Raw genomic sequence first — 23,214 nt, 5'->3', positions numbered from 1 at the left:
GGAGATCACATGCGAAACTCGTTTTCCAAACTGCCGCTTACCGGCGTAAAGGTCATCGACTTTGGACAGTATATCGCAGGCCCTGCAGTGGCGATGCTTCTCGGCGACTTGGGGGCCACGGTCGTGCATATCGACCCTCCTGAGGGAGCAATGTGGGATAGCCCGGCCAATGCCACGCTGAACCGCAACAAAGTTATTGTTAACCTTGACTTGAAATCTGATGAAGGCCTGTCTCAGGCGCGCGCTTTATGTGCTGAGGCCGATATCATCGTTGAGAATTTCAGGCCTGGTAAAATTGCCAATCTGGGGTTCGACTTTGCCGCCATGCGCAACGAACGGCCCGAGCTTATAACGATTTCGGTGCCGGGCTTCGCGTCTAACGATGCAGAGCGCCGCGAATTGCGGGCCTATGAAAGCATCGTTTCGGCCAGCTCGGGTGTGTTCACCGATATGGGTCTGAACCGTGTATTGATGGGATTGAACCCATCGTTTTCGCCGCTGCCGCTGGCCTCTGCCTATGCCTCGCAAATTGCTGCTTCGGCGACCGTACTGGCACTGCAGTCCCGGCAAATAACCGGACTGGGAGATCAGATCGAAGTGCCGCTGGCCGCTGCCGTGATGGAGGGCCTTTGCTATAACTCGATCAAAGTTGACGGGTTGCCAGAGCGCTATTTGACCCAACGCGAGACAGAAATTGAGCGCCGCCGTGTTGAAGGCCTGCCGATGAATGTCAGCTACGAAGACTTGCAAGAACTGATGGACCCGTTTTTCCGCAGTTACATGTGCAAGGACGGGCGGATGTTCTACGTCGTATGTCCCAGCCACAAAAATCACGCGCGTCGGTGTCTTGAGGTTTTGGGAATCTATGATGAGCTAGTCGAAGAGGGCCTGACGTCAGAGGAAGATACCTACAAGCCGTGGTCCGAATGGGAAAGCAAGACATCGCTTGGGGTCTATCCGATGCCCAAGGACTGGGCCGACAAGATTTCCGCGCGGATGAAAGAGGTCTTCATGACCCGCACATCGCACGAGTGGAAGAAGATGTTTGGCCGCGGGCTAATTCCCGGTGCGCCACAGCGTTGGCTACAGGAATGGATTCACGACGAATACGCCGAGACGGCGGGTCTGATGATAGACGTTTATGACCCCGAGTATGGCGAGATGACACAGCCCGGGCCAGTGGTTTGGATGGAGGAAAGTGGTGAGGAAGCCTTAACGCCGGAACCGCGCCGTTGGGTTGCGTTTGACGAGGCGCTGAGCATCCTCAAGAAGATCCGCACGGAAATACCTGAACCTACTGACACTTCCGACCGTGAAGGCTGGCTGTCGGGAGTGCGGGTGCTTGACCTGTGCAACGTCATCGCCGGTCCTCACTCGGCCAGCTATCTGGCGCGTTTCGGTGCCGAAGTAATCAAGCTGGAACCGGCAGAGCCTATGTATGACAGTTGGAATACTGTCATTTACGGCATGTCGCAAATGCGCGGAAAGCGCTCGATCCTTGCAGATATTACATCGCGCCATGGTCGGCAGGTCTTTGAAGATTTGGTAAAGTCCGTTGATGTGATCGTTTGGAACGCGCCGGACAACCAGATAAAAAAGGTGGGATTGGACGCCGAAAACCTGCGCAAACTCAACCCGGACGCGCTTTTTTGCAAACTGGATTGCTTCAGTGGCGTACGCCGTGGTGCCCGTACGGATTACATCGGATACGATGATCTGGTGCAAGCGACTACAGGCATCATGTTGCGCTTTGGTGGGGCGATGGACCGCCCTGAGGAGCACGCCCATGTTGGCACAATCGACGTAATGTGTGGTTTCGGAGGTGCCTTGGGTGTCGCGGCGGCGCTCTATCAAAAACATCGACATGGCCGCATCGGCCGAGGTCGTACATCGTTGTCCTCGAACAGCGGCTTGCTCCAAGTGCCTTTTGCCTTTGATTTTAAAGGCCGTGGGTTGTTTGATGAGCCTTCGGGGCCGGAAGTCAGCGGCTATGACGCGTTAACACGTTTTTATAGCACTGCATCGCGCCATATCTTGCTGAGCGCCTACGAAGGGGATTTGCCCCTGTTTCGGAAGGTTGAGGGACTTGAAGAACTGCCCGACCTTCCCGAAGAAGATCGCGCGGCTTTTCTTGCTACCGCATTTCAGACCCAAACCGCCGCTGACTGGGTTGATAGACTGCAGGCCGCCGATATTGGCGCCGTTATATGCGAGAACCTTGATGCGTTGAGAGCCAAGAATTTGCGTGTGGCTGATGGCGATCCCGGCACGTCAAACGGCAGCTATTCATTTTCTCTCTATCCCGACCACCCAAGCGGGCATGAGGTTATCCAACTTGATCCCTATGCCGTTCGAACGTCTCGAGGAAGAGTCATCGGGGTGACGCCAGCCGAGAAATTCGGCACTTCTACCCGTACCATCCTGAAAGAACTCGGTTATGCCGACACCGCCATTGCGGCGATGCTCAAGACTGGAGATCTACGAGAGAGTTGGAGCGAGGAATACCTGCCAAGCTAGTCTGAAACTTTGTTCGCGCCATCTCTTCGCATTGGGCGCGGGACACAGAAAAAATTACAAGATCTTATCCAGATTGAAAGCAAAGGTCACGCGGCACAATGGCGCGTGGGAGGAGCATTTGTGTCTGGAACCACCTGCCATATTGGAGGAAACATGGCCAATAAACCACCCTTGATGGACTTACCCATCCAAACAGCCGATCGCGGCTTCTATGCTGGTTTCAGCAAAGATGTTGCTATCACGTCGAAAATCTTAATCGCGGCCCTAATTGTTTGGGCAATTGCTGTTCCCGAAAGAGCGGCGACCTTTCTAGGTGACCTCAATAGCGCGCTTCTCGGTACCTTTTCCGGTTGGTACATCTACGTTGTCGCGCTTTTCTTGATTGTCTGTGTCGTACTAGCTTTGATTCCAAGCACCGGCCGACTGAAGTTGGGTTTGGACGGTGATAAGCCAGAGTTTTCTAGCTTTTCTTGGTTTTCGATGATGTTCGGTGCCGGGATTGGGATCGGGATGCTGACTTTTGCGACGGCCGAACCTATGTATCATTTCGCCACGAACCCCGATGTAATCACGGGCGAAGCTAGCGCATCAGCCGCAGATAACGTCACTAACGCCTACGTTTGGTCATTCCTTCATTGGGGCTTCTCGGCGTGGGCTTGTTATGCGGTGGTGGGCCTGTCGTTGGCCTATTTTTCCTATCGGCGCAATTTACCACTGACGATCCGCTCCGCGCTGACACCTCTCTTTGGAGCAAGGTTGTCTGGCATTCTCGGGCATGTCGTGGATGTAGTTGCCGTGGTGGCCACTATTCTTGGCGTGGCACAGACCTTGGGTTTCGGGGTCGAGCAATTCGTATCTGGCCTGCACCGGATCGGATTGGGTGACTGGCTGATTGTCGCGGAATCCGGTGATCCATCCACCGCAGGTGTTATAACTGCATTGTTGATTATCATGGGCGCGTCCACCCTGTCAGCCTTGTCCGGGGTTGGCAAAGGAATCAAATGGCTTTCCAACATCAACATGGGGCTCAGCTTGTTCCTGCTCGCGTTTTTCCTGATTTTCGGGTCAACGTTCTTTGGCCTTAGCGCGCTTTTTGAAGGGCTAGTGGCTTACCTTGTTCAGCTTCCGCAATTGTTATTCACCGTCTGGACATCTGATGGGGTTGAAGGCAGCGAGGCCGCGCAACTGGCGAGCTGGCAAGGCGGTTGGTCTGTGTTCTATTGGGCATGGTGGATCGCATTCGCCCCCTTCGTAGGCGTATTCCTTGCGCGTATTTCTCGGGGACGCTCACTTCGTGAGTATATTCTGGGTGCGATCATTGTCCCATCGCTCATGTGCTTCATTTGGTTCACAATTGTTGGCGGTACTGCGATCGATTTGACCCTGAATGGTGGCGCAGGCGATGCTATCTCTGGCGCAGGTCAACAAAACCAACTCTTCGCGATGCTCGACTTTATCCTCGAGTCCGGTCTGGCATGGATAATGGCCGTGATCGTTGTGGTACTGTTGCTGACCTATTTGGTGACAACGGCAGACTCTGCCATTTTGATCGTTAATACGATCAACTCCGCTGGCACTGAGGAGCCCTCTGGTCGGCCACACATCATCTTCTGGGGCTTGGCCCTGTCGCTGGTTGTGGGTGGATTGTTGATTGCAGGTGGGGTTGGCGCGATCCAATCCGCTATGGTGATCGGTGCACTTCCATTTTCGCTTGTGATGGTACTGATGTGCTTCTCGCTCGTGAAAGCGATTGTGAAGGATGGGATGCGCGAAAAGAATGGGGTCCAAACCGTTCACGAAGGCTAACACCAATTGGGAGGGGGCGAAGCTGCTCCCTCCTGCTCTCCTTGGCACGAGGCAGCCTATCACGCCGATTGCGGGTAGAGGCTCTTCTCACGCCAATGATTGCGAAGACGCGCTTTAAGGCGCCAATTCCGCTGCTCTCGGTTGATGCATTGTGATGCAGCGATATCTGACCAGGTAATTGGACTACCCCAGATAGATTTGACCTGCCGGGTAATTGACCCTTGGTGCGCTGCGGGTCGCGAAGAAAAAGCCAATCGCTAAGGGGCCGACCCGTCCGATAAACATTATCGTCATGATGATACCGCGGCCAATCCCATCAAGATCCCCGGTGCTGCCGCGCGACAGGCCCACGGTGCCAAAGGCTGATGTGACCTCAAATGCGATGTCGATGAATTCTCCGTCGTGATTGATCGATGCCACAAAGATGCCTGTTAAGACTAGAAACATAGAGATCGTAGTGAGGGCGAGCACTTTCATCACTTCATCGACCCCCAAAGATCGTCCAAAGGCGTTTAATGTTGTTTGCCGTCGGAAAAAGGCAACCGTCGCCAACAGCAACACGAAAAGCGTGGTTACCTTGATGCCGCCGGCAGTAGAGGTGCTGCCGCCCCCCACCAACATAAGCGTCATGGTTAGCATTGTGGCGCTGTCGTGCATGCCGCTGGTGTCGATCGTATTGAACCCGGCCGTGCGCGGCGTGACACCCTGAAACCAACTTGCCCAGAGTTTATCGCCTGTGGTTAACGTACCCAATGTGCCGGGGTTTGTCCATTCGAGAAGGCCGAACATGACGCTTCCCCAGACAATCAAAACACCGGTACCAAGCAGCATCAGCTTGGAATGTAGTGTCAGTTTGCGCCACTGACGCTTCTGGTAAATATCCCCTACGACAATAAACCCAAGTCCTCCCAGAATGAAAAGGGCGGGGATCACGATGTTGATGATCGGATTACCCACCCATTGCGAAAGACTGTCGGGATGGAGGGCAAAGCCTGCATTGTTGAAGGCTGAAATCGAATGGAAAGCAGCCTGCCAAAGACCCTGCCAGCCATATTCAGGCACGAAGACGAGGGCCAAAAAGGCGGCCCCGACCGCCTCGCAAACGAGGGCGATCTTAAAAACAATGCGCGCGAGATAGGTTAAGTTTGACAGGGATGTTTGGCTCAAGTCTTCACGTAGGATCAGCCGCTGGGGCATACCCACCGGGATGCCGAGTGCCCCAAGGATCAACACCGCGAACGTCATCAACCCCAATCCACCAAGCTGAATGAGTATTGCGATGACGGCCTGCCCGAAGCCCGTGAAGGCCGTGCCCGTATCCGCTAACACAAGGCCCGTCACGGTCACGGCAGATGTGGAGGTGAACAACGCATCGCCCAAACTGATAGTGCCGTAGTGCGAGATGGGCAGCCAGAGAAGTAGCGCCCCCACGACAATGAAGGCGAAGTAAAAGATCACTAGAACAGCGGGCGGCGTCAAACGCAGCGGCGAGCGCCGTTTCATCATTTTTGCCGGCAAAAGCGCCATAGCTACAAGCTGGCCGTGAAATTACGCAGATCTTGGCGCTTGCCGAGGAGTAGCAAAAGATCATCGCGTTCCAACTGGCATCCCGTAGCATCTTGCCCCACGAACTCGGTGCCACGCATGACGCCGATGCAACGCAGTTTGAATTTTGATCCATGGGGTAAGTCTTGGAGCCTCTTGCCCTCAAGACTTTCGGGGATACGGAAATTCACTACATGATAGCCGTTGCCTAGGCTGACATAGTCGCGCACCAGAGGGTTATGCAAAACCTGTGCAATATGTTGGCCGACCTCCACTTCGGGGTGAATGACTCTGTCGACACCGAGTTTACTTAGGATTCTGTGATGCGTCTTGGTCGTGGCTTTGGCCCAAACCACGGGTACGCCGACCAGTTTAAGGTTGATTGCCGTCAGAATGCTGGCCTCCAGATCATCGCCCATGGCAACGACGGCCACATCACAATCACTGAACCCCGCTTCGCGCAAGGCAACGTCATCTCGGGCATCTACGATCAAGGTGTGCGAAAGAACATCGGCAAGGGTCACGACGCGGGCTTCAGAGATATCGATACCGATGACGTGATTGCCGAACCGCTGCAATTCCTTCGCGACAGTGCTGCCAAAGTTGCCGAGGCCCACGACTCCAAATGTGCGCTTTGGAGAGTTCTTCATGTTTTCAACTCAAGATCCATGATTACAAGTGCGCGAAGATCGCTGCAGTGCAGAACGATGTCAATATCGGCCGCCCCGAAGGGGAGTTGATGCAGCAGGGCAGCGTTTAACGCGCTGCTTGGTTGGAGCCTTTCATGCTTAGCGGAGGCGATGGCGCGGCTAGCAAATTCGACTTCACTGACATTTGAGTGATCGCTCTCGAACCGGGACGCAGTTTGCCCAAGCCTGTATTCTGGCTTTCGCTCTGTTGCGGACAGCTGACCAAATCGGGTTGATCCGAAACAGGTATCTCTGGCCTTTGGTCGGGCACGCTTATCCTCTGCTATTTTCGACTAGAAGCGGGGCCTGATCTATGTAGCTCCGTGCGGGGCAGGGTGAATCAATGGCCAAGGGGACCCGTCGCCATCCCGCCCGATCATGACTTCGATCACGGCCGGAGCATCTAATTCAAGGGCTTCGGTCAAAGCGTTTCGCAGCTCCGACGGGTTGGTGACACGCCTTGCCCAAGCGCCAAAGCTATGTGCCAGATCTACAAAATCGGGGTTTTCCAGGTCAGATCCGATCAATCGGTTGCCGTAGCGCATCTGCTGATCCCGTCTGACGTTGCCGTAAGAGCCGTTGTTGAACACGATGGCCACAACGCCGATACGGTACTGCACAGCGGTTGCTAACTCTTGCACACCAAACATAAACCCGCCATCGCCTGATACCGACACCACAGAGCGATCGGGGTGAGCGATCTTCACGCCCAACGCAGTGTTGAACCCAAATCCGAGATTGTCCTGATAGCCGCAGCTCACATATTGGCGCGGTGCGTAGACTGGGAAGGCCATCCGCGCGGTGAACCCTACTTGGCTGACTTCCTCTACAAAAAATCCGTCACGTGGCAGAACGTCTCGTATGACGTTTAGGTAGTCGACTTGCGGCTTAACCGCGGAAACAGTTGGCGCTACTGATTGGCGCAAGGTCTCCAATTCGGCGCCACGGTCGTTACGCGAAGCCGTGGGCAACGCGTCTAGTAACGCTTGTGTGCCACTTACGGCATCCGCCAAGATTGTGTGCTCTGCTGGCAAGCGCACAAACTCGGTCGGGTCGATGTCCATACGGATTGTCTTCAGGCCCGCGGGCATCCATTTCCAACGCATATGTTGAAGCTCCAGGCGCGAGCCAATGCCAATCAACAGGTCGCAGTCCTTCCAATAATGCCAGGCCGCAGGCGGAAGAAGCGAGAGGGGGTGATCTTCGGATAGGACCCCCTTACCAGATCGGTGTGCCGTGACCGGCGCTTGCAATCTTTGGGCCAACTCAAGAACTTCGGCAGCTGCATTCATGGCGCCACCACCGACCATAATCAGTGGGTTCGTTGCTTTCGCAATAGCGGATACGGCGGCCTCAATCTCAGCCTCGTCTGGCAAGGTCGCGTCAGGGTCATAGCTTTCCGCGTCAAGCTCCAGCTCAGTAGATTGGCCAAACACGTCCCAAGGCGCTTCAATTCCGACAGGGCGGGGGCGACCTGACAATAGATGGCGGAAACCGTCCGCCATAACAGCCTTGGCCTCGCTTGGGTGGTCAATGCGCTCAGACCATTTGGTCAGGCCCCGCATCAGGGCAAGCTGGTCGGGCAATTCATGCAGCTGCCCGCGCCCTTTCCCGATCATATGGGACATGATGTTTCCGGTAAGGCACATCACGGGCGCATTGGCACCATATGCGGTACAAAGCGCGGCACCGGCATTCAACAGGCCGGGGCCGGGTACAACAGTGAACACGCCGGGCCGCCCGGTGGAGCGGGCATAGCCATAGGCCATGTAGCCAGCACCTTGTTCGTGGCGCGTGTGGACGAAGCGAAGCCCTTCCTCGCGAGCAATCGCATCGTTGAGGTCATACATGTGCGCGCCGGGGATTCCGAAAACAGTGTCTACTCCCTGCTGAACAAGCATCCGAGTGATTATTTCGCCGGTTGTGTGTCGTGCCATGATGTACTCCGCGTTTCTTTTAGGACGTAAAGCAATTGAGCGGGCTTGAGACCAGCCATTCCGTCTGTTTCACCTGTTGAAATCCGTTGGAGTGTCACGGGGTAAGGCTCCACGGTTGAGCTACTGTTTTTGCAAACGTCCCGTAGAGAATTGGTACTTCGAAATGCTAGATCAAGACGCCATTGATGCACTGCGTCACCAACTAATCCCTGAGCAGCGCAACTTGATTGATGGCCGAAAAGTTGCCGCGACCACAGGAGAAACGCGCGCTACGATCTCGCCTATTGACGGCGGCATTCTGGCAAACCTGGCTGAAAGTGCGGCGGACGATGTGGCACGCGCAGTCGCCTCGGCAAGAACAGCATACACGGATGGTAGATGGTCCGGCAGGGCGCCAATAGAACGTAAACAGGTGATGTTGGAGTGGGCGAACCTGATCGAGAAAAACGCATTGGAATTGGCGGTCTTGGGGGCTCGGGAAAACGGGACCGAGATCCGCATGGCATTCAATGCGGAACCGATGAATGCTGCTAATACCATTCGTTACTACGCCGAGGCCTTGGACAAGATTTATGGAGAGATCGCGCCGACAGCTCCGGATGTTTTGGGGTTGATCCATCGCGAACCGGTTGGTGTGGTTGGCGCCATTGTGCCGTGGAACTTCCCCCTGATGATTGGCACGTGGAAGCTGGCCCCTGCTTTGGCAGTCGGCAACAGCGTCGTTCTGAAGCCGTCGGAAAGCGCGTCTCTGACGCTTCTGCGTATTGGTGAGTTAGCTCTAGAGGCAGGTTTGCCGCCCGGTGTGCTCAATATTGTGACAGGCGGCGGTGCCGTCGCGGGAGAGGCCTTGGCGATGTCGATGGACGTGGAGGTGCTGACCTTTACCGGCTCGGGCGCTGTTGGGCGACGGCTCTTGGAATACTCGGCTCGGTCCAACTTGAAACGGATCTATCTGGAGCTGGGTGGGAAGTCTGCAAATGTGATTTTCCCAGACGCAGACCTGAATGCTGCAGCAGGGGGAACCATTGGGGCGATATTCCCCAATTCGGGGCAGGTCTGTGTAGCGGCTTCACGGCTATTGGTGCAGCGCGACATCTTTGATGAAGTTTTGGAAAAAGTCACAGCAGGCACGCAATCATTGATTGTTGGCGACCCGCTATCACTCGTAAATTCTACCGGTGCCGTTCACGGCCCGGCCCAACTGCAAAAGAACCTGAACGCGGTGCAGGACGCTGTTGCGGCAGGTGCCGAAGTGGTCACGGGGGGGCACGCCCTCCATGGGGAAAGTGGTGGCACCTATATGGCGCCGACAATCCTAAAAGGGGCAAGCACGCAGAGCGACCTTTTCCGCGACGAGATCTTCGGCCCGGTCCTGTCTGTACATAGCTTCGATACCGAGGAAGAGGCGTTACATCTAGCCAATGGAACCGTTTACGGATTGGCAGGAGCGGTATGGACCAAAGATCTATCCCGTGCGCATCGCATGATACGAGGGATGCACACGGGAATGGTGCAAGTAAACCGAGCAGCCCCCGTTGATGTGACCTCCCCCCTAGGAGGGGTCAAGCAATCCGGGAATGGCTACGATAAATCCCTTCATGCAGTCGACAAGTTCACCAACCTGAAGACTGCTTGGTTAAAGATCTGAATCCTCGCGCTTGATCAGGCCTTCGATGTTGGTCGCAGTCACTTGCAGAGCCTTCACAAGTAACGGAACCTTGGGGTTAGATCCTCGAAAGAATGTAATTCCGATGACTGCAATCACGTCTTTACCGTGCCGGACGGGCATCGCAATGGTGGTTGTTTGCGGGTCAATCTCGTGGTCGCGTTCGGCATAGCCAAGTTCTCGGACACGGTGAAGTATACCCGCCATCTGGGTTTCTATTTCTTCCGGACTTAGTAAGGTAATTTGGCTTTCGTGCAGAGCAGAATAGAGCCTGCGCCGTTCCTGTGCGGAACAAAAGGCAAGGTACGCACGGCCATGAGCGCGAGTCAGAAGATCAAGGCGTTTTTGCAAGGTGGAATGGGTGTGTGCCAAGGGGCTGTTCGGGATGGTCGAAAGCCGGACAACCATGTCCGTCCCGTCCAATGTCGATAGGGCGGCCGGCCAAAGCAAGTGATGGGTGAGTTCTACCAACACGGGTTTGGCCTGGTCTACGAAAGTGGGCAGCCCGTGATAGCCGGCCGACAGCTCGTTCACTTTTTCCGTCAAGGTGTAGCCTGTCATCCGCGCTTGCTTGCGAACATATCCAAGCTCGACCAAAGTTTCGAGAATCCGCACAACAGTCGCCGGAGAAAGACCAGCGCCCTCGGCAAGCTCTTTGACGCGGCTTATAGGTCGTCGGTTCATCAAGACCAAAACTGCCAGCGTTCGCTCAATGGATCTCACTGAGGAGAAAGAAGCCATGACACACCTCTAGTTTCACGGTGTGAAACTAGCGCGCGTGCGGGCTAAACTCCATCCCGGAATTCGCAATGATGTTGAAAGAAAAATAAGGATTGTTGAGGAATGTCCCTACTAACCCCGCCGCTGCGTCCCGCCTTCAATGTGACGCGACTTAGCCATCTTGTCCTAGAAAGTCGTGATCTGGATGCGACGCGTTTTTTCTATGAAACCGGGCTGGGATTGGAAGTTACAGCAGCCGATGAGGACCACCTCTATCTTCGGGCACAGGAAGAATTTGGGCACCATTCATTGGTGTTCACACGCAAATCCGATGAGGGCCCGGCGACGGCGCAGCGGATTGGGTATCGTGTTTACGAGCATGAAGACCTTAAGCGAGCGCAAGAGTGGTTCGCCGAGCGGGGGCATGAGGCGCGCATGGTGGAGCGTCCCTTTCAAGGACCGACGCTACATGTGTCTGACGGCGTGGGCGTTCCTTTGGAATTCTGCGCGACCATGGATCAACCCGAAAACCGAATGCGCCATTTCCACACGCATTCGGGCGGTAAGCTGGCTTTTCTCGATCATGCGCAAATCGCCTGTCATGATGTCGCGACAGCGTACACGTTTTACAACGATATGGGGTTCCGACTTACTGAATACACAGCACGTGACGGTACTGATGAGATGTGGGGTGTTTGGCTAAAGCGTAAAAACAACACGCAGGACATTGTGTTCAGCAATGGTCGCGGACCAAGCTTGCATCACTTTGCGTTTCACACGCCTGAAATCGCGTCGATCATTCATGCCGCAGACGTAATGGCGTCTCTTGGGCTTGCGGACACTATGGATCGTGCACCTGGACGCCACGGAATCGGCAATGCGTTTTTCGTCTATTTCCGTGATCCGGATGGGCATCGTGTTGAGGTGTTTTCTAGTCATTACAACGTCATCGACAGTGATTACGTACCGCTACGATGGGATCTGAGCGACACGCGCCGCTCGCAGATTTGGGGTTTCCCGGCACCAAGGCGGTGGTTCTATGAGACCACCGAGTTCAAAGGCGTATCGCCACAGCCGCCGCTGTTGGACGCCCCTCCTGTGACACTTGAGGATTACTTGGAAAAGGCAAACTCATGAAAATCGGAACCCTGAAAATAGATGGCCAAGAAGTCGCGGTAATGAGGGGCACGGATGGTGCTCCCCGCAAACTGCAAGCCGTTTGTAGAGCTGCCAATGTAGAGGAATGTGGGACGGTGCTCGAGTTTGTTCGAGCCGAGATTTCAGCCGGCACATTGGTGGGTGCCGTTGATAGTGTTGAGGCAATCGCCGGCGACCTGGATTGGGCGCCGCCGTTGCCAAATCCTTCAAAAATTTTGGGGGTGGCCTTCAACAACAAGGAACTGATGAAAAAGGCCCATACGGATCCTGGTGTCCCCAACTTCTTTCTCAAGCCCCCATCGGCGCTTCAAGGGTGCGGAAAACCTATTGTTGTTGATCCTGAATGGGGCGCAGTCATCCCGGAACCCGAAATCTGCGCTGTGATTGGTAAACGTGCCAAACATATCAAGGACGACCAAGCGCTTGATTATGTATTTGGCTTCGTGATCCATAATGATGTTACTTCGCACGGGTTGAAATTCGGCAAAGATAGCATTGCGGTTACATATGACAGCGACCTCGCGCGACCCGAATTTTACAAATGGCGCAACCTGCACGGTGATAATGATACCGACGCCTACTACGTCTATCACACACGCTCGAAAGGGACCGATACATTCGGTCCGATGGGCCCTTGGATCACGACCAGGGATGAAGTCATCGACCCCAATGACCTATACGTAACGGGGTGGCTGAATGACGAGAAGTTCACCTCAGATCATACAGGGAATTACCGTTTTTCAGTGGAGGAATGCATCGCCGAGGCGAGCCGCTATTTCACTTTGGAACCCGGTGATATGATTTCATTTGGGACAACGGGCAAGGGCGCTGGACGCTTCCCTCGCGGCCACAAGAGCCTGCTGTTGGGTGAGGAAACGGGCACAGTGTCAATCGAGATTGAACCTCTAGGACGGCTAGAGAACCCGATTATTCACAAAAAGGGCGGTGCCTGATGGTCCGATCTCTGAATGTTGCGAATGTCGCCCAGCACAAGAACCCTGTGCCAAACGCCGCCTTGCACAGAGGAATGATGGCCACCTCTTCCATACTGGGAAAAGAACCGGATGCAGACCATTACCCGGCGGATGTGAAGAGCCAAGCGCAGCTGTGCTTTGCTTATCTCCAAGATATTCTTGCCGCAGCAGGGGCGACTTTGCAGGACGTTTTGAGCGTCGAGCTTTACATGGCCGACAAGACGGACCGTGACGTTGTCAACCAATTCTGGTTGCAGTGTTGGCCTGATCCAAAACACCGCCCGGCTCGAAATGCCCTTGTCCTCGAGTTACCCGAAGGGTGCAAACTTCAAGTGAAGGCGTTGATTGTTTTGCCCTATGAGCCAGCCGATGAGGTGTCAAAGTGAGCATAATAGTAGCCCCAAATGGTGCCTATTTGACCAAGGATGATCATCCGGCCATTCCAACAAAAATGGATGAAATCGTATCCTGTGCGGCCGAATGCTTCGCGGAAGGGGCAGATGCGCTTCATGCTCATGTGCGCGATATCAGTGGCAACCATAGCTTGGATATTGGTCAGTACAGCGAGTTGCTAAGTGAAATGGCCCGGGTGCTGCCCGACATGGCCGTACAGATCTCGACGGCGCTTGGAAACCGCTATACGCCGTCCGATCAACGCCGACTTCTCTACAAGCTTCAACCGGCTCGCGCTTCCATCGCACTGCGTGAGCAGTTGGCGGACGATGACCTGCCTGCTGCACGGGTCACCTATTTTAGTGCGCGTGATCAAGGAACTGAGGTTCAGCACGTCCTATATAGTCCTGGAGAAGTTGCTGAACTGGAAAAGCTGCAAGATGACGGTGTGATTCCGAAAGGGATTTTGAGGGTACTCTTCGTGCTCGGGCGTGACAGCGGTGGCAAATCTTCTACCCCAGGTTCGATCGACTTGTTTCTTAGTGCTCGGCGCCGCCCAATGTCCTGGGCCGTCGCTGCCTTTGGCCGAAAGGAGACAGAGTGCCTCGTGGCTGCAGCCCAAAAGGGCGGGGCGATGCGGTTGGGTTTTGAAAACAACCGCCTGAACCAAGATGGGACGATGGCTGGCACTAATGCGGCTCGAGTAGCTGATTTGTTCCACGCGATTGGACGCGCAAAGGTTGGCCAAAAGGCCAGTTAGTTTCAGCACGTGAAATTAAGTGCGCTGACCGATGATTGGTCATGTGCCGGACCGTAGCCTGCAAAGTGAACAACAAGGAGGATCTCTATGTCTTTTATTCGAAATTCGATTTTCGCCACGGCAACAAGTTTGATGCTCGCCGGGCCTGCTGCCGCGGAACAGCTTTTGGCAGAGTCTGCCGGTCAAACTGGTCTAACAACCGTTGTGCTACAGGTCCTGGGACGTGACCTTGCAGGCACCGGAACCGAGATCAGCCTGAATTCCGGCCAGACACTTTCCCGGTCCGCGCTAAGTCTTGCCGCAGGGCAGATCGACGTCGCCATTACGCCGCCACGCGCCTTCCATCTCATGACGCAAGGTTCTGGGCCTTATAGCGAATTGGGTGAGCAAGCCATCGAGCTTTCTGGTAACATTCGCTCGCTTTTTGGCTTTACGGGCGGCGCACTTCATCCGATCGTTCGCGCAGATAGTGGTATCGAAAGCTGGAGCGATATCGCCGGTCGCAGTGTCTATATCGGCCCTCCCGGTGGCGGTGCGAACGCGCAAATCACCGAGTTTGTGAATCTTGTAAGCGGTCTGGAAGCGGATACCGATTATGACACAGTCCGCATGGGCTGGGGAGCTGCAGTTCAAGCGTTCCAAGACGGGCAGTTTGATGTCCTCAACTTCTCGACTGCGGTTGGAAGTGCCAACATCGTGCAACTGCTTTTGCAGGGGGACTATCGTTTTCTTCCGGCCCCTGAGGGCACTGTCGAAAGTGAAGCCTACGCCGATTATCTCCGAGTTGGCAGCATTGCTGGTGGAATTCCTGCTGGTTCCTACGAGGGGATCGAGAACGGTGACATCGATATCACGACCTATGCGTTCACAATGACTGTCGGGGTCAATGCCGAAATGAGCGACGATCAGGCCCATCTTCTGACCGCCACGTTCTGGGACAATCTTGACGCCAACCGCGAGGAGATTGCGCTGTTGAGGGCCCTGTCAAACACACCTTTTGCCGGCAACAACATTCCTCTGCATCCTGGTGCGGTGCGCTACTACGAAGAGCAGGGGCTGGAAATCCCAGAGCAATTGATGCCGCAGTAACGGCATCTCCTTATTTGCAACATCTCATTCAGGTGCAGAGGATCCCATGACCGACGATCAGACAAGCAGTCGTAAACCGACTTTGACACGCATTGCCTTGATCATTGCGTTCTTCATGGGCCTCATCCCCATTATGCACCGCCTGCCGGCAATCGGGCCATTGCCACGCATTGGCCCGTTTGACGCGGAACCCTACCGTGCCGGCGTGATGTTGCTATGTGTTGCGGTTGTTCTGCTTGCCTCACCGCTTGTGAGGAAAGTGAAAGGGCGAAGATCCTTAGAGATCGCGGCAATTGCGCTCGATTTGACTGTTTTTGGCGTCATGGCCTACGCCTGCTGGCGGTTCTATGTCGATGTCACATTGATGCACACCAGTATCGTTTTCTTTGAACCCTACCAAGCTTGGACAGCCTTTGCCGCATGTCTATGCATCATGTATTTGACCTTCCGGCTTTGGGGCGCCCCTCTCGTGATCGTTGCCGGGCTGTCACTGATTTACTTCATCTGGAGCTTTCAAGGATCGCTTGTATCCTCAGTGACCGAGAATCTGTGGCTTGCGATGGACGATGGTGTCCTCGGCAACGTGACCAGTATCGTGCTTTCTACTGTGTTCCCTTTCATTGTGCTTGGGGCAATGCTTGAAGGAAGTGGCGCGGGCCTTTCACTCCTAAAGATTACCGTCAAACACCTCTACAAATATCGAGGTGGTCCTGCCCACGCGGCCGTTTTGGGATCCGGTCTTTTCGGCATGGTATCAGGCTCTGCCGTCGCCAATGTCGTGGGCACGGGCGTTATCACAATTCCAATGATCAAAAAGCGCGGGTTCACTGCCAGCTTTGCGGGCGGGGTCGAGGCGACAGCGTCCACGGGTGGCCAGATCATGCCCCCCATCATGGGAGCTGCTGCATTGGTCCTGGCTGATTTCGTAGGTGTGCCTTACGTCACGGTCATGACGGCCGCGCTCGTACCCGCACTGTTCTTCTACACGTCGCTTTTCTTGACGATCATTTTTGAGAGCCGCCGCCTAAACATCGAACCCGAAGAGGCAAGTCCCGAGGGCCTGGATGTCACGTTTCAGGACTACATCAACCTATTGTTGATCATTTTGCCAATCGGAACGGTTATACTCAGCTTGCTGATGGGGCTTTCCCCAGCCGGTTCAGCCTTGTTGGCCCTGATCGTACTTTTTGTCGTCAGCTTCTTGAATGCGGATATCCGGCGCGAACCATTCCGACTCATTGCAGGGTTTGCGAAAGGTAGCTTGTCCTTTGCCCGGCTCTTGATGGCCGTGGCCTGCATCTCGATTGTGATAGCAACCATGATGTCGACCGGTCTGCCGTCGACGCTATCGTATCTTTTAAATGGGGCGACTGACTTCAGCCTCTTGGCGACACTACTTTTGGCGTGCGGCGCTTGTATGTTGCTGGGGATGGGGATGCCAACTTTGCCTGCCTACCTTACAATCATTATTGTACTCGGCAGCACTATGAGCTCTTTCGGATTAGAGCCGCTAACCGCCCATTTGTTCGTACTTTATTACGGCGTTGCATCTGGCATTACCCCACCTGTCGCAATGACAGCTTATGCGGCTGCGGCCATTTCAGGGGGGAACCCGACCCGTACGGGCTTGGCTGCGGTGCGAATTGGTGTGGTGATTTTTCTGCTGCCCTTCTTCTGGGTCTACAATCCGATGACCTTGATCGTTCCCGAAGCGGGCGCTGTGTTCAGTCTGTCTACGTTCCTATTCATCCTCTTTCGCTTGTTTATGATGTGTTACCTCGTGGCGACGGCCGCCAGCCGCTTTGACTATAAGCGCCTGTCAGGGCCGGAGGCCTTGCTAAGGGCTGCACTAGGCATTGCTATCATTCACCCCCAACCTCTGATCAGCGGCGCGGCGATTGTTGTTGGAGTAGCGTTTATCTTGATTAACCGCTTCTCCGCACGTGCCGAACTTGCGACCTAAACGTAGCTCGTGAAATTCCTCTTAGAAAGGTGGCCAGTTCAGTGACGAAGATTAATTTCCTCTATATCATGACGGATCAACACCGCGCCGAATGGCTGGGCTGTTATGGCCACCCGGTCGTAAAGACGCCGAACATTGATGCGCTTGCCGCAAAGGGTAATCGGTTTGCGGATTTCCACGTTGCCTCGCCCGTCTGCATGCCCAACCGTGGTGCATTCATGACGGGGCGCTTTCCAACGACGAACGGGCTCCGCTACAACGGATGTGTTCTGCCTGAGGGCAGCAATACCTTTGTCGAAGTACTACGCAAGGCGGGGTATCTGACTGCCTCGATCGGGAAGAGTCATTTGGAGCCGATGACTGACGGCAACCCGCATGATTGGCACGATTCTGCTGAACGGCTGGTGAAAGAAGCCCATGCGCCCCGACCCAACGCGAATAAATCAGAAGCCCCTGAGAGCTACGCCGGCGATGTCCGGTTTAATGTTCCCACGCCATACTATGGGTTTGAGAAGGTAGACATCGTCACCGGTCACGGCGCGACGGCGCGTGGGCATTATCTGCAGTGGTTCCGCAAAAAACACCCCGATACTTGGCAAGACTTGCGCGATAGCAAGAACCAATTGCCCCACGAATACACCTGCCCGCAAGCCGTGCGGACTGCCGTTGCGGAGGAGGATTATTCAACCAGCTACATCAGGGACCGCGCGATAGCACATCTGAAGGAAAATGCAGACGATCCGCGTCCCAAATTCACCTACGTCTCTTTCCCGGATCCCCATCACCCGTTCACGCCCCCCGGCAAGTATTGGGACATGTATTCCCCCGACCAATTCGACATTCCGGTGCCCTACGACAGGCATAAAAACCCGCCACCGCCATTGGTTGCGTGCAAAGAGGCGCTTGAGCGTGGCGACACGCCCGACAAGGACACCAATGCAATCATGGTTCGTGATCAGCACGTGAAGGAAGCGATGGCGCTGACGGCGGGTATGATCACAATGATCGATGATGCCATCGGGGATATCATACAGGTTCTCGAAGAAACGGGGCAGGCCGAGAATACGGTTATTATCTTTAACTCTGACCACGGCGATTACCTTGGTGACTACAACTTATTGCTGAAAGGGCCATGGATGCACGAATCCGTCACGCGTGTCCCAATGATTTGGAAAGAGCCGGACTGTCAGAAGGGCAAAGTGGTCGAAACACTCGCCTCTACCGTCGACGTGTCGGCCACGATTTTGGAGCGTGCTGGACTGGTTCCCTATGTGGGGATGCAGGGTGTGTCGCTGCTGCCTGCCATGACTAACGACGTGCCGGCCCATGACTCGCTTTTGGTCGAATATAGTGACGGTTTTGCTCGCATGGGGTTTGACGTCCCCACTCGCGTCCGTTCGGTCATGACACCTGATTGGCGTCTGTCGCTTCACAATGGTCAGACCTGGGGCGAGCTTTATGACCGCAAGAACGACCCGACGCAGGCCCATAATCTTTGGGACGTTCCCGAGTTTGCCGCGATCAAATCCGACATGCTGGAGTTGTTGGCCCAACAATTAATCTCGCTCATGGACGAAAGTCCGCGCGCCTTGCGCAGCGCCTGAATAGCCAGAGAGGCATAGATATATGTTTGAACAGTTTGAAGAAACGCCGCTATTCGGGGCAAACTTGGTGTCGCAGCTTTTCCGGGCGGATACGCGCACAGACAAGATTGATCTAGGCCTAGGCGTGTATCGTGACGACGCCGGGCAGACCCCAGTCATGGCGGCCGTCAAGACGGCTGAAGCGAGGATTTTGGACTCTCAAGCAAGCAAATCCTATGTGGGCCTTGCGGGGGATGATGCATTTTCTACGCTGCTGGCTGAATTGGTGCTGGGAAAGGATGCCCCGCTTGATCGGTGGGCAAGGGTTCAGACCCCGGGCGGGGTCGCGGCGCTCCGCATCGCGGCCGACTTGATCGCGGAAGCCAACCCGACAGCGACGATTTGGATGTCATCACCTTCTTGGGCGAACCACGGCCCAATTCTTCGGGCGAGCCGCTTGGCCGTTGCGGAATTTCGATATTACGATCCGGTCACGCAAGGTGTTGATATCACCGGAATGTTGGAGGATTTGGGGCGTGCCAAGCCGGGAGACGCTGTACTCTTGCAAGCATGTTGCCATAATCCAACCGGTGCGGACCTATCTGTTTCAGAATGGGGGGCGGTGACCGAAGTCGTCCAAAGCCGCGGCCTGTTGCCGATTTTAGATGTCGCCTACCAAGGCTTTGCAAAGGGCCTGGAAGAAGATGTTGAAGGGGTTCGGGCAGTGGTTAAGGATTTACCGGAAGCCATGCTCGCAGTGACCTGTTCGAAGACTTTTTCGAACTATCGCGACAGGGTGGGAATCCTCGGAGCTTTGGCGAGAACGGACGTGCAGGCCAGACGTACCCGCCAAAAAATCCTCGCATTGATTAACAAGACCTATGCAATGCCACCCGATCATGGCGCGACCGTGGTTAAGGAGATACTCAGCAACGGCGAGCTTCGGGAGGTCTGGTTGTCAGAACTTAATCAGATGCGCGACCGGGTGCTACTAGTTCGTAATCGATTGGCTGCAGCGCTTCGGCGCAACACGAACTCGGACCAGTATGATTTTCTTGAACGTCACACCGGAATGTTCTCCACCTTGTCCCTCAGCTCTGACCAAGTAGACGAACTGCGTCTTGAACATGGTATCTACATTCTATCCAGTGGTCGAATGAACTTGGCGGGGATTTCAATGAACCAGATTGATCGCGTCGCACATGCGCTAGTGAGTGTCCTGTAGGTTCGCGCCGCTTCTCACCTCCTGGTCGTTTATGCTCTATAGATCGTCGGCAAAGTTCAGACTAATTGGGCAATAAGTCGCGCGAGTGTAAGCTCTGTGAATGCACGCTTTCGGTCCTCAAAAGAGCATGACTATCGTCTACGGAATTTTGGCCGCTTGCCGAGATCGTACTATTCTTGAACCAGGTAACTACGAGTGCTCTTGCAAAGGTGGATTGATAGGTGGAATTGCACGCACTGGACCATTGCAACTTATTGATATTTATAGGAAATTCGAGAAATATTGGTGCGGGCGGCGGGACTCGAACCCGCACGGGCACAAGGCCCAACAGATTTTAAGTCTGGTATGTCTACCAATTCCATCACGCCCGCAGCAGCCATAGCCCTACCGATGTGTTGAGAGGATGACAATGGAGGAGCGTCAGCAAATGGTGCTACGCGCCCTAGATTGGGGATAGGGCGCGTAGACTTTGCAGTTTACTCGAATACTGAACCGCTACGTACTCAGCGGTACAACTTGGTAGTACGATATGCTTAACGTAAGGTTAAGCGGGAATTGATATTTGTGTTATCAAAATAATTATTCTCACAGCCCCTCATAGGCGCAGATTGCGTGGACCGGGACGCCCATTGCCTCCAACTTGGCACGTCCGCCCAGATCGGGCAGGTCGATCACGAATGCGCAGCCAATGACCTCGGCCCCGAGGCGTTCGATCAGCTTGATACCCGCCTCGGCTGTACCGCCGGTGGCAAGAAGATCATCCACAATCAAGACCTTATCGCCCGCTTGCACAGCATCGTCGTGGATTTCCACAATCGCCTCGCCGTATTCCAGCTTATAGGCCTGCTCGATCGTGGCGGCGGGCAGTTTGCCCTTTTTGCGCACCGGAATGAAGCCTTTGGACAGTTGGTGCGCGACAGCGCCGCCGAGGATGAAGCCACGGGCCTCCAGGCCTGCCACGGCGTCAATGGTTTCGCCCACGTAGGGCGATAACAGCTGATCCACCGCTAAACGGAAGCCGCGAGGGTCTTGGAACAGGGTTGTCACGTCGCGAAACATGATTCCCTCGTGGGGAAAGTCGGGGATCGTGCGGATATAGTCGCGCACGGTTTTCTGGGCGTTCATCGAAGGGGCTCCGGCGTTAATTTGTGGTGGGCTCAGGGACGCCGGGGCGCGGGTAGTGCCGACGCAGAGCGCTCGCATCTTGGCCGCGCAGACGGGTCATGGAATTGCCATTCTCGGCAAAGATGGACAGCTCGTAGGCGGGGGAGGCGATATCGGTGACCAGCCCCAAAGATTGCACCAGTTCTTCCAGAATGACCGAGGCGATTTCCCGGCGGCGGATATCTTGGCTGATGGCAATGGTGGAGGCCACGATTTCACCGCCCCGCGACCGGATCGCGACCCTGCCAATGGCGATGGAAGAGCCATCGAGTTCCTCGACCCCGGTGCCGGTGATCGTGCCGCCTTGGGGCGTGTCCACAAGGTAGAAGGGGACATCCATTTCCCCTTCATAGACGCGCTCAAGATACAGGTGGGCGCCCGCGCCGTTGATCTCGGCGATGGCGGCGTCAATGGCGGCGTCTACGATATCGAAACGGTAATCCCGGAAGCTTTCAGCGGTGCTTGCAATGCCCACCCGCAGGGCAAGGCGGCGATCTTCGGGCCAATATATCAGGGGCTTGTTGCAGTCGCCGCCGGGGCGGGCCGCACAGGCGACAAGGCGATAGAAGGCCTCGTCCGAGATCCGGTCGGGCACAGCAATGAATTCCTGCGCAGAGGCTGCACGGGGAACCGAAAGGCAGATGAGCAGAAGACAAAGCAAGGCACGCCACATGGCGAAGTGATGGCAAGGGGCGGGGCAGGGATCAAGCGCAGGGCGGCGCTTTGGCACGGACCTGTTGCGCGGGCGCATGGTTTGGCCCAAGGGTCGCGCGGTGTGTTCCGCGGCCCTAAGGTTCCCAGCGGGTGACATCGCCGGTGATGTTTTCCCAATCGCCAAGGCCCAAGACCCGCGCGGGGTTGGTGGGCGGGGGCATGGTGACGCCAGAAAGCGGCATGAAGCCGAATTTTTGATAATAGGGCGCGTCGCCGACCAGCAGGATGCGATCACTGCCCATGGCGCGCGCGGCATCTAAGCTGGCGTTCATCAGCAAACCACCGAGTCCTTCGCCCTGCCGGGTCGGGTGGACGGCGATCGGCCCAAGAAGCAGAGCGTCCGAGGCCCCAACAAGCACGGGCCAGAACCGGATCGCTCCGGCCACGATGAGCAGATCATCACGGGCCACAAGGCAGAGATCCGCCACCGGCGGCACCCCTTCGCGCAGGCGGTAACTCGAAAGCGCCTCGCGACCCGGCGCAAAGCAGGTGTCGTAGAGCGCCTCGACCTCGGCGCGGTCGTCTGCCGTTTCTTGGGAAAGCGTATACATGCTCGGCCCGGTTCTCTTCGCTTTGAACTCTGGTGTCTCGCCTAGCACGGGGCTAGGCCTTTGCCAAACCAACGCAATTCATGGAAAGCGCCCGACATGTTCTACCGCCCCGAAAACGGCCACGGCCTGCCCCACAACCCGTTCAACGCCATCGTCTCTCCGCGCCCGATTGGGTGGATTTCAACGCGAGGGGCAGGCGGGGCAGAGAACCTTGCCCCCTATTCCTTCTTCAATGCGGTAGCCTATGAGCCGCCGCAGGTCATGTTCTCGTCAACATCGGCCAAGGCAGATCGGGGCGACACGAAAGACAGCGTGGCAAACATTCGGGAGACGGGCGTGTTCTGCGTGAACATCGTGGAATTTGGCGCACGCGATGCGATGAACGAGACGTCCGGGCCGTGGCCGAAAGAGGATGATGAGTTCTTGAAGGCGGGGGTGGAAAGGGCGGATTGCTCAGAGATCGCCTGTTCCCGCGTCGCGTCGGCGCCTGCGAATTTGGAGTGCCGGGTGAGCCAGATTGTGAAGCTGGAAGGCGCCCACAACTTTGCCGTTTTCGGGGAGGTTGTGGGGGTGCATATCCGCGAGGATTGTTTGGTGGACGGGATGTTTGACGTGACCCGTTTCAACCCCTTGGCGCGGATGGGGTATCGAGATTACGCAGTGATCCGTGAGGTGTTTGCGCTAAACCGGCCCGGGGAGGCGTGAGCCGGGCAAGGGGGGCGCTTGGGGCTAAACGACCCTCCGGGGGGAGGTGTATTTG

Annotated in this window: 19 protein-coding genes and 1 tRNA gene; 12 read left to right on the top strand and 8 right to left on the bottom strand. The window is 55.5% G+C overall.

The window, feature by feature from the left end:
• The first annotated feature begins 9 nt into the window (after positions 1-9).
• On the top strand, positions 10-2,517 hold the full coding sequence (locus tag K3728_13990; GenBank protein UWQ94798.1) for a CoA transferase: 2,508 nt from the start codon (positions 10-12) through the stop codon (positions 2,515-2,517).
• Positions 2,518-2,670: 153 nt separating this feature from the next.
• Positions 2,671-4,323: a BCCT family transporter gene (locus K3728_13985; GenBank protein UWQ94797.1), complete on the top strand. Its 1,653-nt coding sequence runs from the start codon at positions 2,671-2,673 to the stop codon at positions 4,321-4,323.
• 183 nt (positions 4,324-4,506) lie between these two features.
• On the opposite strand, the gene K3728_13980 is transcribed toward K3728_13985, so the two are convergent.
• The 3 genes from K3728_13980 to K3728_13970 form a co-directional block, all read right to left on the bottom strand.
• On the bottom strand, positions 4,507-5,850 hold the full coding sequence (locus tag K3728_13980; protein UWQ94796.1) for a TrkH family potassium uptake protein: 1,344 nt from the start codon (positions 5,848-5,850) through the stop codon (positions 4,507-4,509).
• Positions 5,851-5,852: 2 nt separating this feature from the next.
• Positions 5,853-6,518, bottom strand: coding sequence for a TrkA family potassium uptake protein (locus K3728_13975; GenBank protein ID UWQ94795.1), 666 nt, complete (start codon positions 6,516-6,518; stop codon positions 5,853-5,855).
• Positions 6,519-6,868: 350 nt separating this feature from the next.
• A complete protein-coding gene (locus K3728_13970; protein UWQ94794.1) occupies positions 6,869-8,494 on the bottom strand; it encodes a hypothetical protein in 1,626 nt (541 codons plus the stop codon).
• Positions 8,495-8,657: 163 nt separating this feature from the next.
• Between K3728_13970 and K3728_13965 the strand changes: the two genes are divergently transcribed.
• Positions 8,658-10,142, top strand: coding sequence for an aldehyde dehydrogenase family protein (locus K3728_13965; protein UWQ94793.1), 1,485 nt, complete (start codon positions 8,658-8,660; stop codon positions 10,140-10,142).
• Here K3728_13965 and K3728_13960 read toward each other — a convergent pair.
• Positions 10,131-10,901 carry a DNA-binding transcriptional regulator gene (locus tag K3728_13960; GenBank protein ID UWQ94792.1) on the bottom strand — a complete coding sequence of 257 codons (771 nt, stop codon included), beginning with the start codon at positions 10,899-10,901 and terminating at the stop codon, positions 10,131-10,133. The genes K3728_13965 and K3728_13960 overlap by 12 nt on opposite strands.
• A 102-nt stretch (positions 10,902-11,003) precedes the next feature.
• Here K3728_13960 and hpaD point away from each other — a divergent pair, with 102 nt between their 5' ends.
• The 8 genes from hpaD to K3728_13920 all read left to right on the top strand — a co-directional run bounded on the left by hpaD (position 11,004) and on the right by K3728_13920 (position 20,025).
• On the top strand, positions 11,004-12,017 hold the full coding sequence (gene hpaD, locus K3728_13955; GenBank protein ID UWQ94791.1) for a 3,4-dihydroxyphenylacetate 2,3-dioxygenase: 1,014 nt from the start codon (positions 11,004-11,006) through the stop codon (positions 12,015-12,017).
• Positions 12,014-12,991, top strand: coding sequence for a fumarylacetoacetate hydrolase family protein (locus K3728_13950; GenBank protein UWQ94790.1), 978 nt, complete (start codon positions 12,014-12,016; stop codon positions 12,989-12,991). The genes hpaD and K3728_13950 overlap by 4 nt, the downstream gene beginning before the upstream one ends.
• Positions 12,992-13,065: 74 nt before the next feature.
• Positions 13,066-13,398 carry a RidA family protein gene (locus K3728_13945; GenBank protein ID UWQ94789.1) on the top strand — a complete coding sequence of 111 codons (333 nt, stop codon included), beginning with the start codon at positions 13,066-13,068 and terminating at the stop codon, positions 13,396-13,398.
• Positions 13,395-14,165: a 3-keto-5-aminohexanoate cleavage protein gene (locus K3728_13940; GenBank protein ID UWQ94788.1), complete on the top strand. Its 771-nt coding sequence runs from the start codon at positions 13,395-13,397 to the stop codon at positions 14,163-14,165. Before K3728_13945 ends, K3728_13940 begins: the two co-directional genes overlap by 4 nt.
• 87 nt (positions 14,166-14,252) lie before the next feature.
• Positions 14,253-15,254 carry a TAXI family TRAP transporter solute-binding subunit gene (locus K3728_13935; protein UWQ94787.1) on the top strand — a complete coding sequence of 334 codons (1,002 nt, stop codon included), beginning with the start codon at positions 14,253-14,255 and terminating at the stop codon, positions 15,252-15,254.
• A gap of 46 nt (positions 15,255-15,300) precedes the next feature.
• Positions 15,301-17,217 carry a TRAP transporter fused permease subunit gene (locus K3728_13930; protein UWQ94786.1) on the top strand — a complete coding sequence of 639 codons (1,917 nt, stop codon included), beginning with the start codon at positions 15,301-15,303 and terminating at the stop codon, positions 17,215-17,217.
• Between the two features lie 68 nt (positions 17,218-17,285).
• A complete protein-coding gene (locus K3728_13925; GenBank protein ID UWQ97568.1) occupies positions 17,286-18,821 on the top strand; it encodes a sulfatase-like hydrolase/transferase in 1,536 nt (511 codons plus the stop codon).
• Positions 18,822-18,843: 22 nt separating this feature from the next.
• Positions 18,844-20,025 (top strand): aspartate/tyrosine/aromatic aminotransferase, encoded by a 1,182-nt coding sequence (locus tag K3728_13920; GenBank protein ID UWQ94785.1) that lies wholly within the window; start codon positions 18,844-18,846, stop codon positions 20,023-20,025.
• 283 nt (positions 20,026-20,308) lie between these two features.
• Here K3728_13920 and K3728_13915 read toward each other — a convergent pair.
• From K3728_13915 to K3728_13900, 4 genes are all read right to left on the bottom strand, one after another.
• Positions 20,309-20,396: transfer RNA gene (locus tag K3728_13915), tRNA-Leu, on the bottom strand.
• A 214-nt stretch (positions 20,397-20,610) separates the two neighbouring features.
• Entirely contained in the window at positions 20,611-21,150 is a 540-nt protein-coding gene (locus K3728_13910) for an adenine phosphoribosyltransferase (protein ID UWQ94784.1), read from the bottom strand.
• A 16-nt stretch (positions 21,151-21,166) separates the two neighbouring features.
• Positions 21,167-21,862 carry a DUF2927 domain-containing protein gene (locus tag K3728_13905; GenBank protein UWQ94783.1) on the bottom strand — a complete coding sequence of 232 codons (696 nt, stop codon included), beginning with the start codon at positions 21,860-21,862 and terminating at the stop codon, positions 21,167-21,169.
• 115 nt (positions 21,863-21,977) lie between these two features.
• Entirely contained in the window at positions 21,978-22,454 is a 477-nt protein-coding gene (locus K3728_13900) for an N-acetyltransferase (protein UWQ94782.1), read from the bottom strand.
• Positions 22,455-22,550: 96 nt separating this feature from the next.
• On the opposite strand from K3728_13900, the gene K3728_13895 reads away from it, so the two are divergent.
• Entirely contained in the window at positions 22,551-23,159 is a 609-nt protein-coding gene (locus K3728_13895) for a flavin reductase family protein (protein ID UWQ94781.1), read from the top strand.
• The last annotated feature ends 55 nt before the right edge of the window (positions 23,160-23,214 follow it).

The sequence above is a fragment of the Rhodobacteraceae bacterium M385 genome (genome assembly GCA_025141835.1).
Taxonomy (GTDB): Bacteria; Pseudomonadota; Alphaproteobacteria; order Rhodobacterales; family Rhodobacteraceae; genus Gymnodinialimonas.
This window is presented reverse-complemented; position numbering and strand designations above follow the sequence as displayed.

Coding starts and splice junctions, on each gene's coding strand:
- K3728_13975 (UWQ94795.1), bottom strand. CDS start 6,518: ATGAAGAACTCTCCAAAGCGCACATTTGGAGTCGTGGGCCTCGGCAAC.
- K3728_13945 (UWQ94789.1), top strand. CDS start 13,066: ATGATGGCCACCTCTTCCATACTGGGAAAAGAACCGGATGCAGACCAT.
- K3728_13935 (UWQ94787.1), top strand. CDS start 14,253: ATGTCTTTTATTCGAAATTCGATTTTCGCCACGGCAACAAGTTTGATG.
- K3728_13925 (UWQ97568.1), top strand. CDS start 17,286: ATGACGGATCAACACCGCGCCGAATGGCTGGGCTGTTATGGCCACCCG.
- K3728_13920 (UWQ94785.1), top strand. CDS start 18,844: ATGTTTGAACAGTTTGAAGAAACGCCGCTATTCGGGGCAAACTTGGTG.
- K3728_13930 (UWQ94786.1), top strand. CDS start 15,301: ATGACCGACGATCAGACAAGCAGTCGTAAACCGACTTTGACACGCATT.
- K3728_13910 (UWQ94784.1), bottom strand. CDS start 21,150: ATGAACGCCCAGAAAACCGTGCGCGACTATATCCGCACGATCCCCGAC.
- K3728_13895 (UWQ94781.1), top strand. CDS start 22,551: ATGTTCTACCGCCCCGAAAACGGCCACGGCCTGCCCCACAACCCGTTC.
- K3728_13960 (UWQ94792.1), bottom strand. CDS start 10,901: ATGGCTTCTTTCTCCTCAGTGAGATCCATTGAGCGAACGCTGGCAGTT.
- K3728_13905 (UWQ94783.1), bottom strand. CDS start 21,862: ATGTGGCGTGCCTTGCTTTGTCTTCTGCTCATCTGCCTTTCGGTTCCC.
- K3728_13980 (UWQ94796.1), bottom strand. CDS start 5,850: ATGGCGCTTTTGCCGGCAAAAATGATGAAACGGCGCTCGCCGCTGCGT.
- K3728_13965 (UWQ94793.1), top strand. CDS start 8,658: ATGCTAGATCAAGACGCCATTGATGCACTGCGTCACCAACTAATCCCT.
- K3728_13970 (UWQ94794.1), bottom strand. CDS start 8,494: ATGGCACGACACACAACCGGCGAAATAATCACTCGGATGCTTGTTCAG.
- K3728_13985 (UWQ94797.1), top strand. CDS start 2,671: ATGGCCAATAAACCACCCTTGATGGACTTACCCATCCAAACAGCCGAT.
- hpaD (UWQ94791.1), top strand. CDS start 11,004: ATGTCCCTACTAACCCCGCCGCTGCGTCCCGCCTTCAATGTGACGCGA.
- K3728_13990 (UWQ94798.1), top strand. CDS start 10: ATGCGAAACTCGTTTTCCAAACTGCCGCTTACCGGCGTAAAGGTCATC.
- K3728_13950 (UWQ94790.1), top strand. CDS start 12,014: ATGAAAATCGGAACCCTGAAAATAGATGGCCAAGAAGTCGCGGTAATG.
- K3728_13900 (UWQ94782.1), bottom strand. CDS start 22,454: ATGTATACGCTTTCCCAAGAAACGGCAGACGACCGCGCCGAGGTCGAG.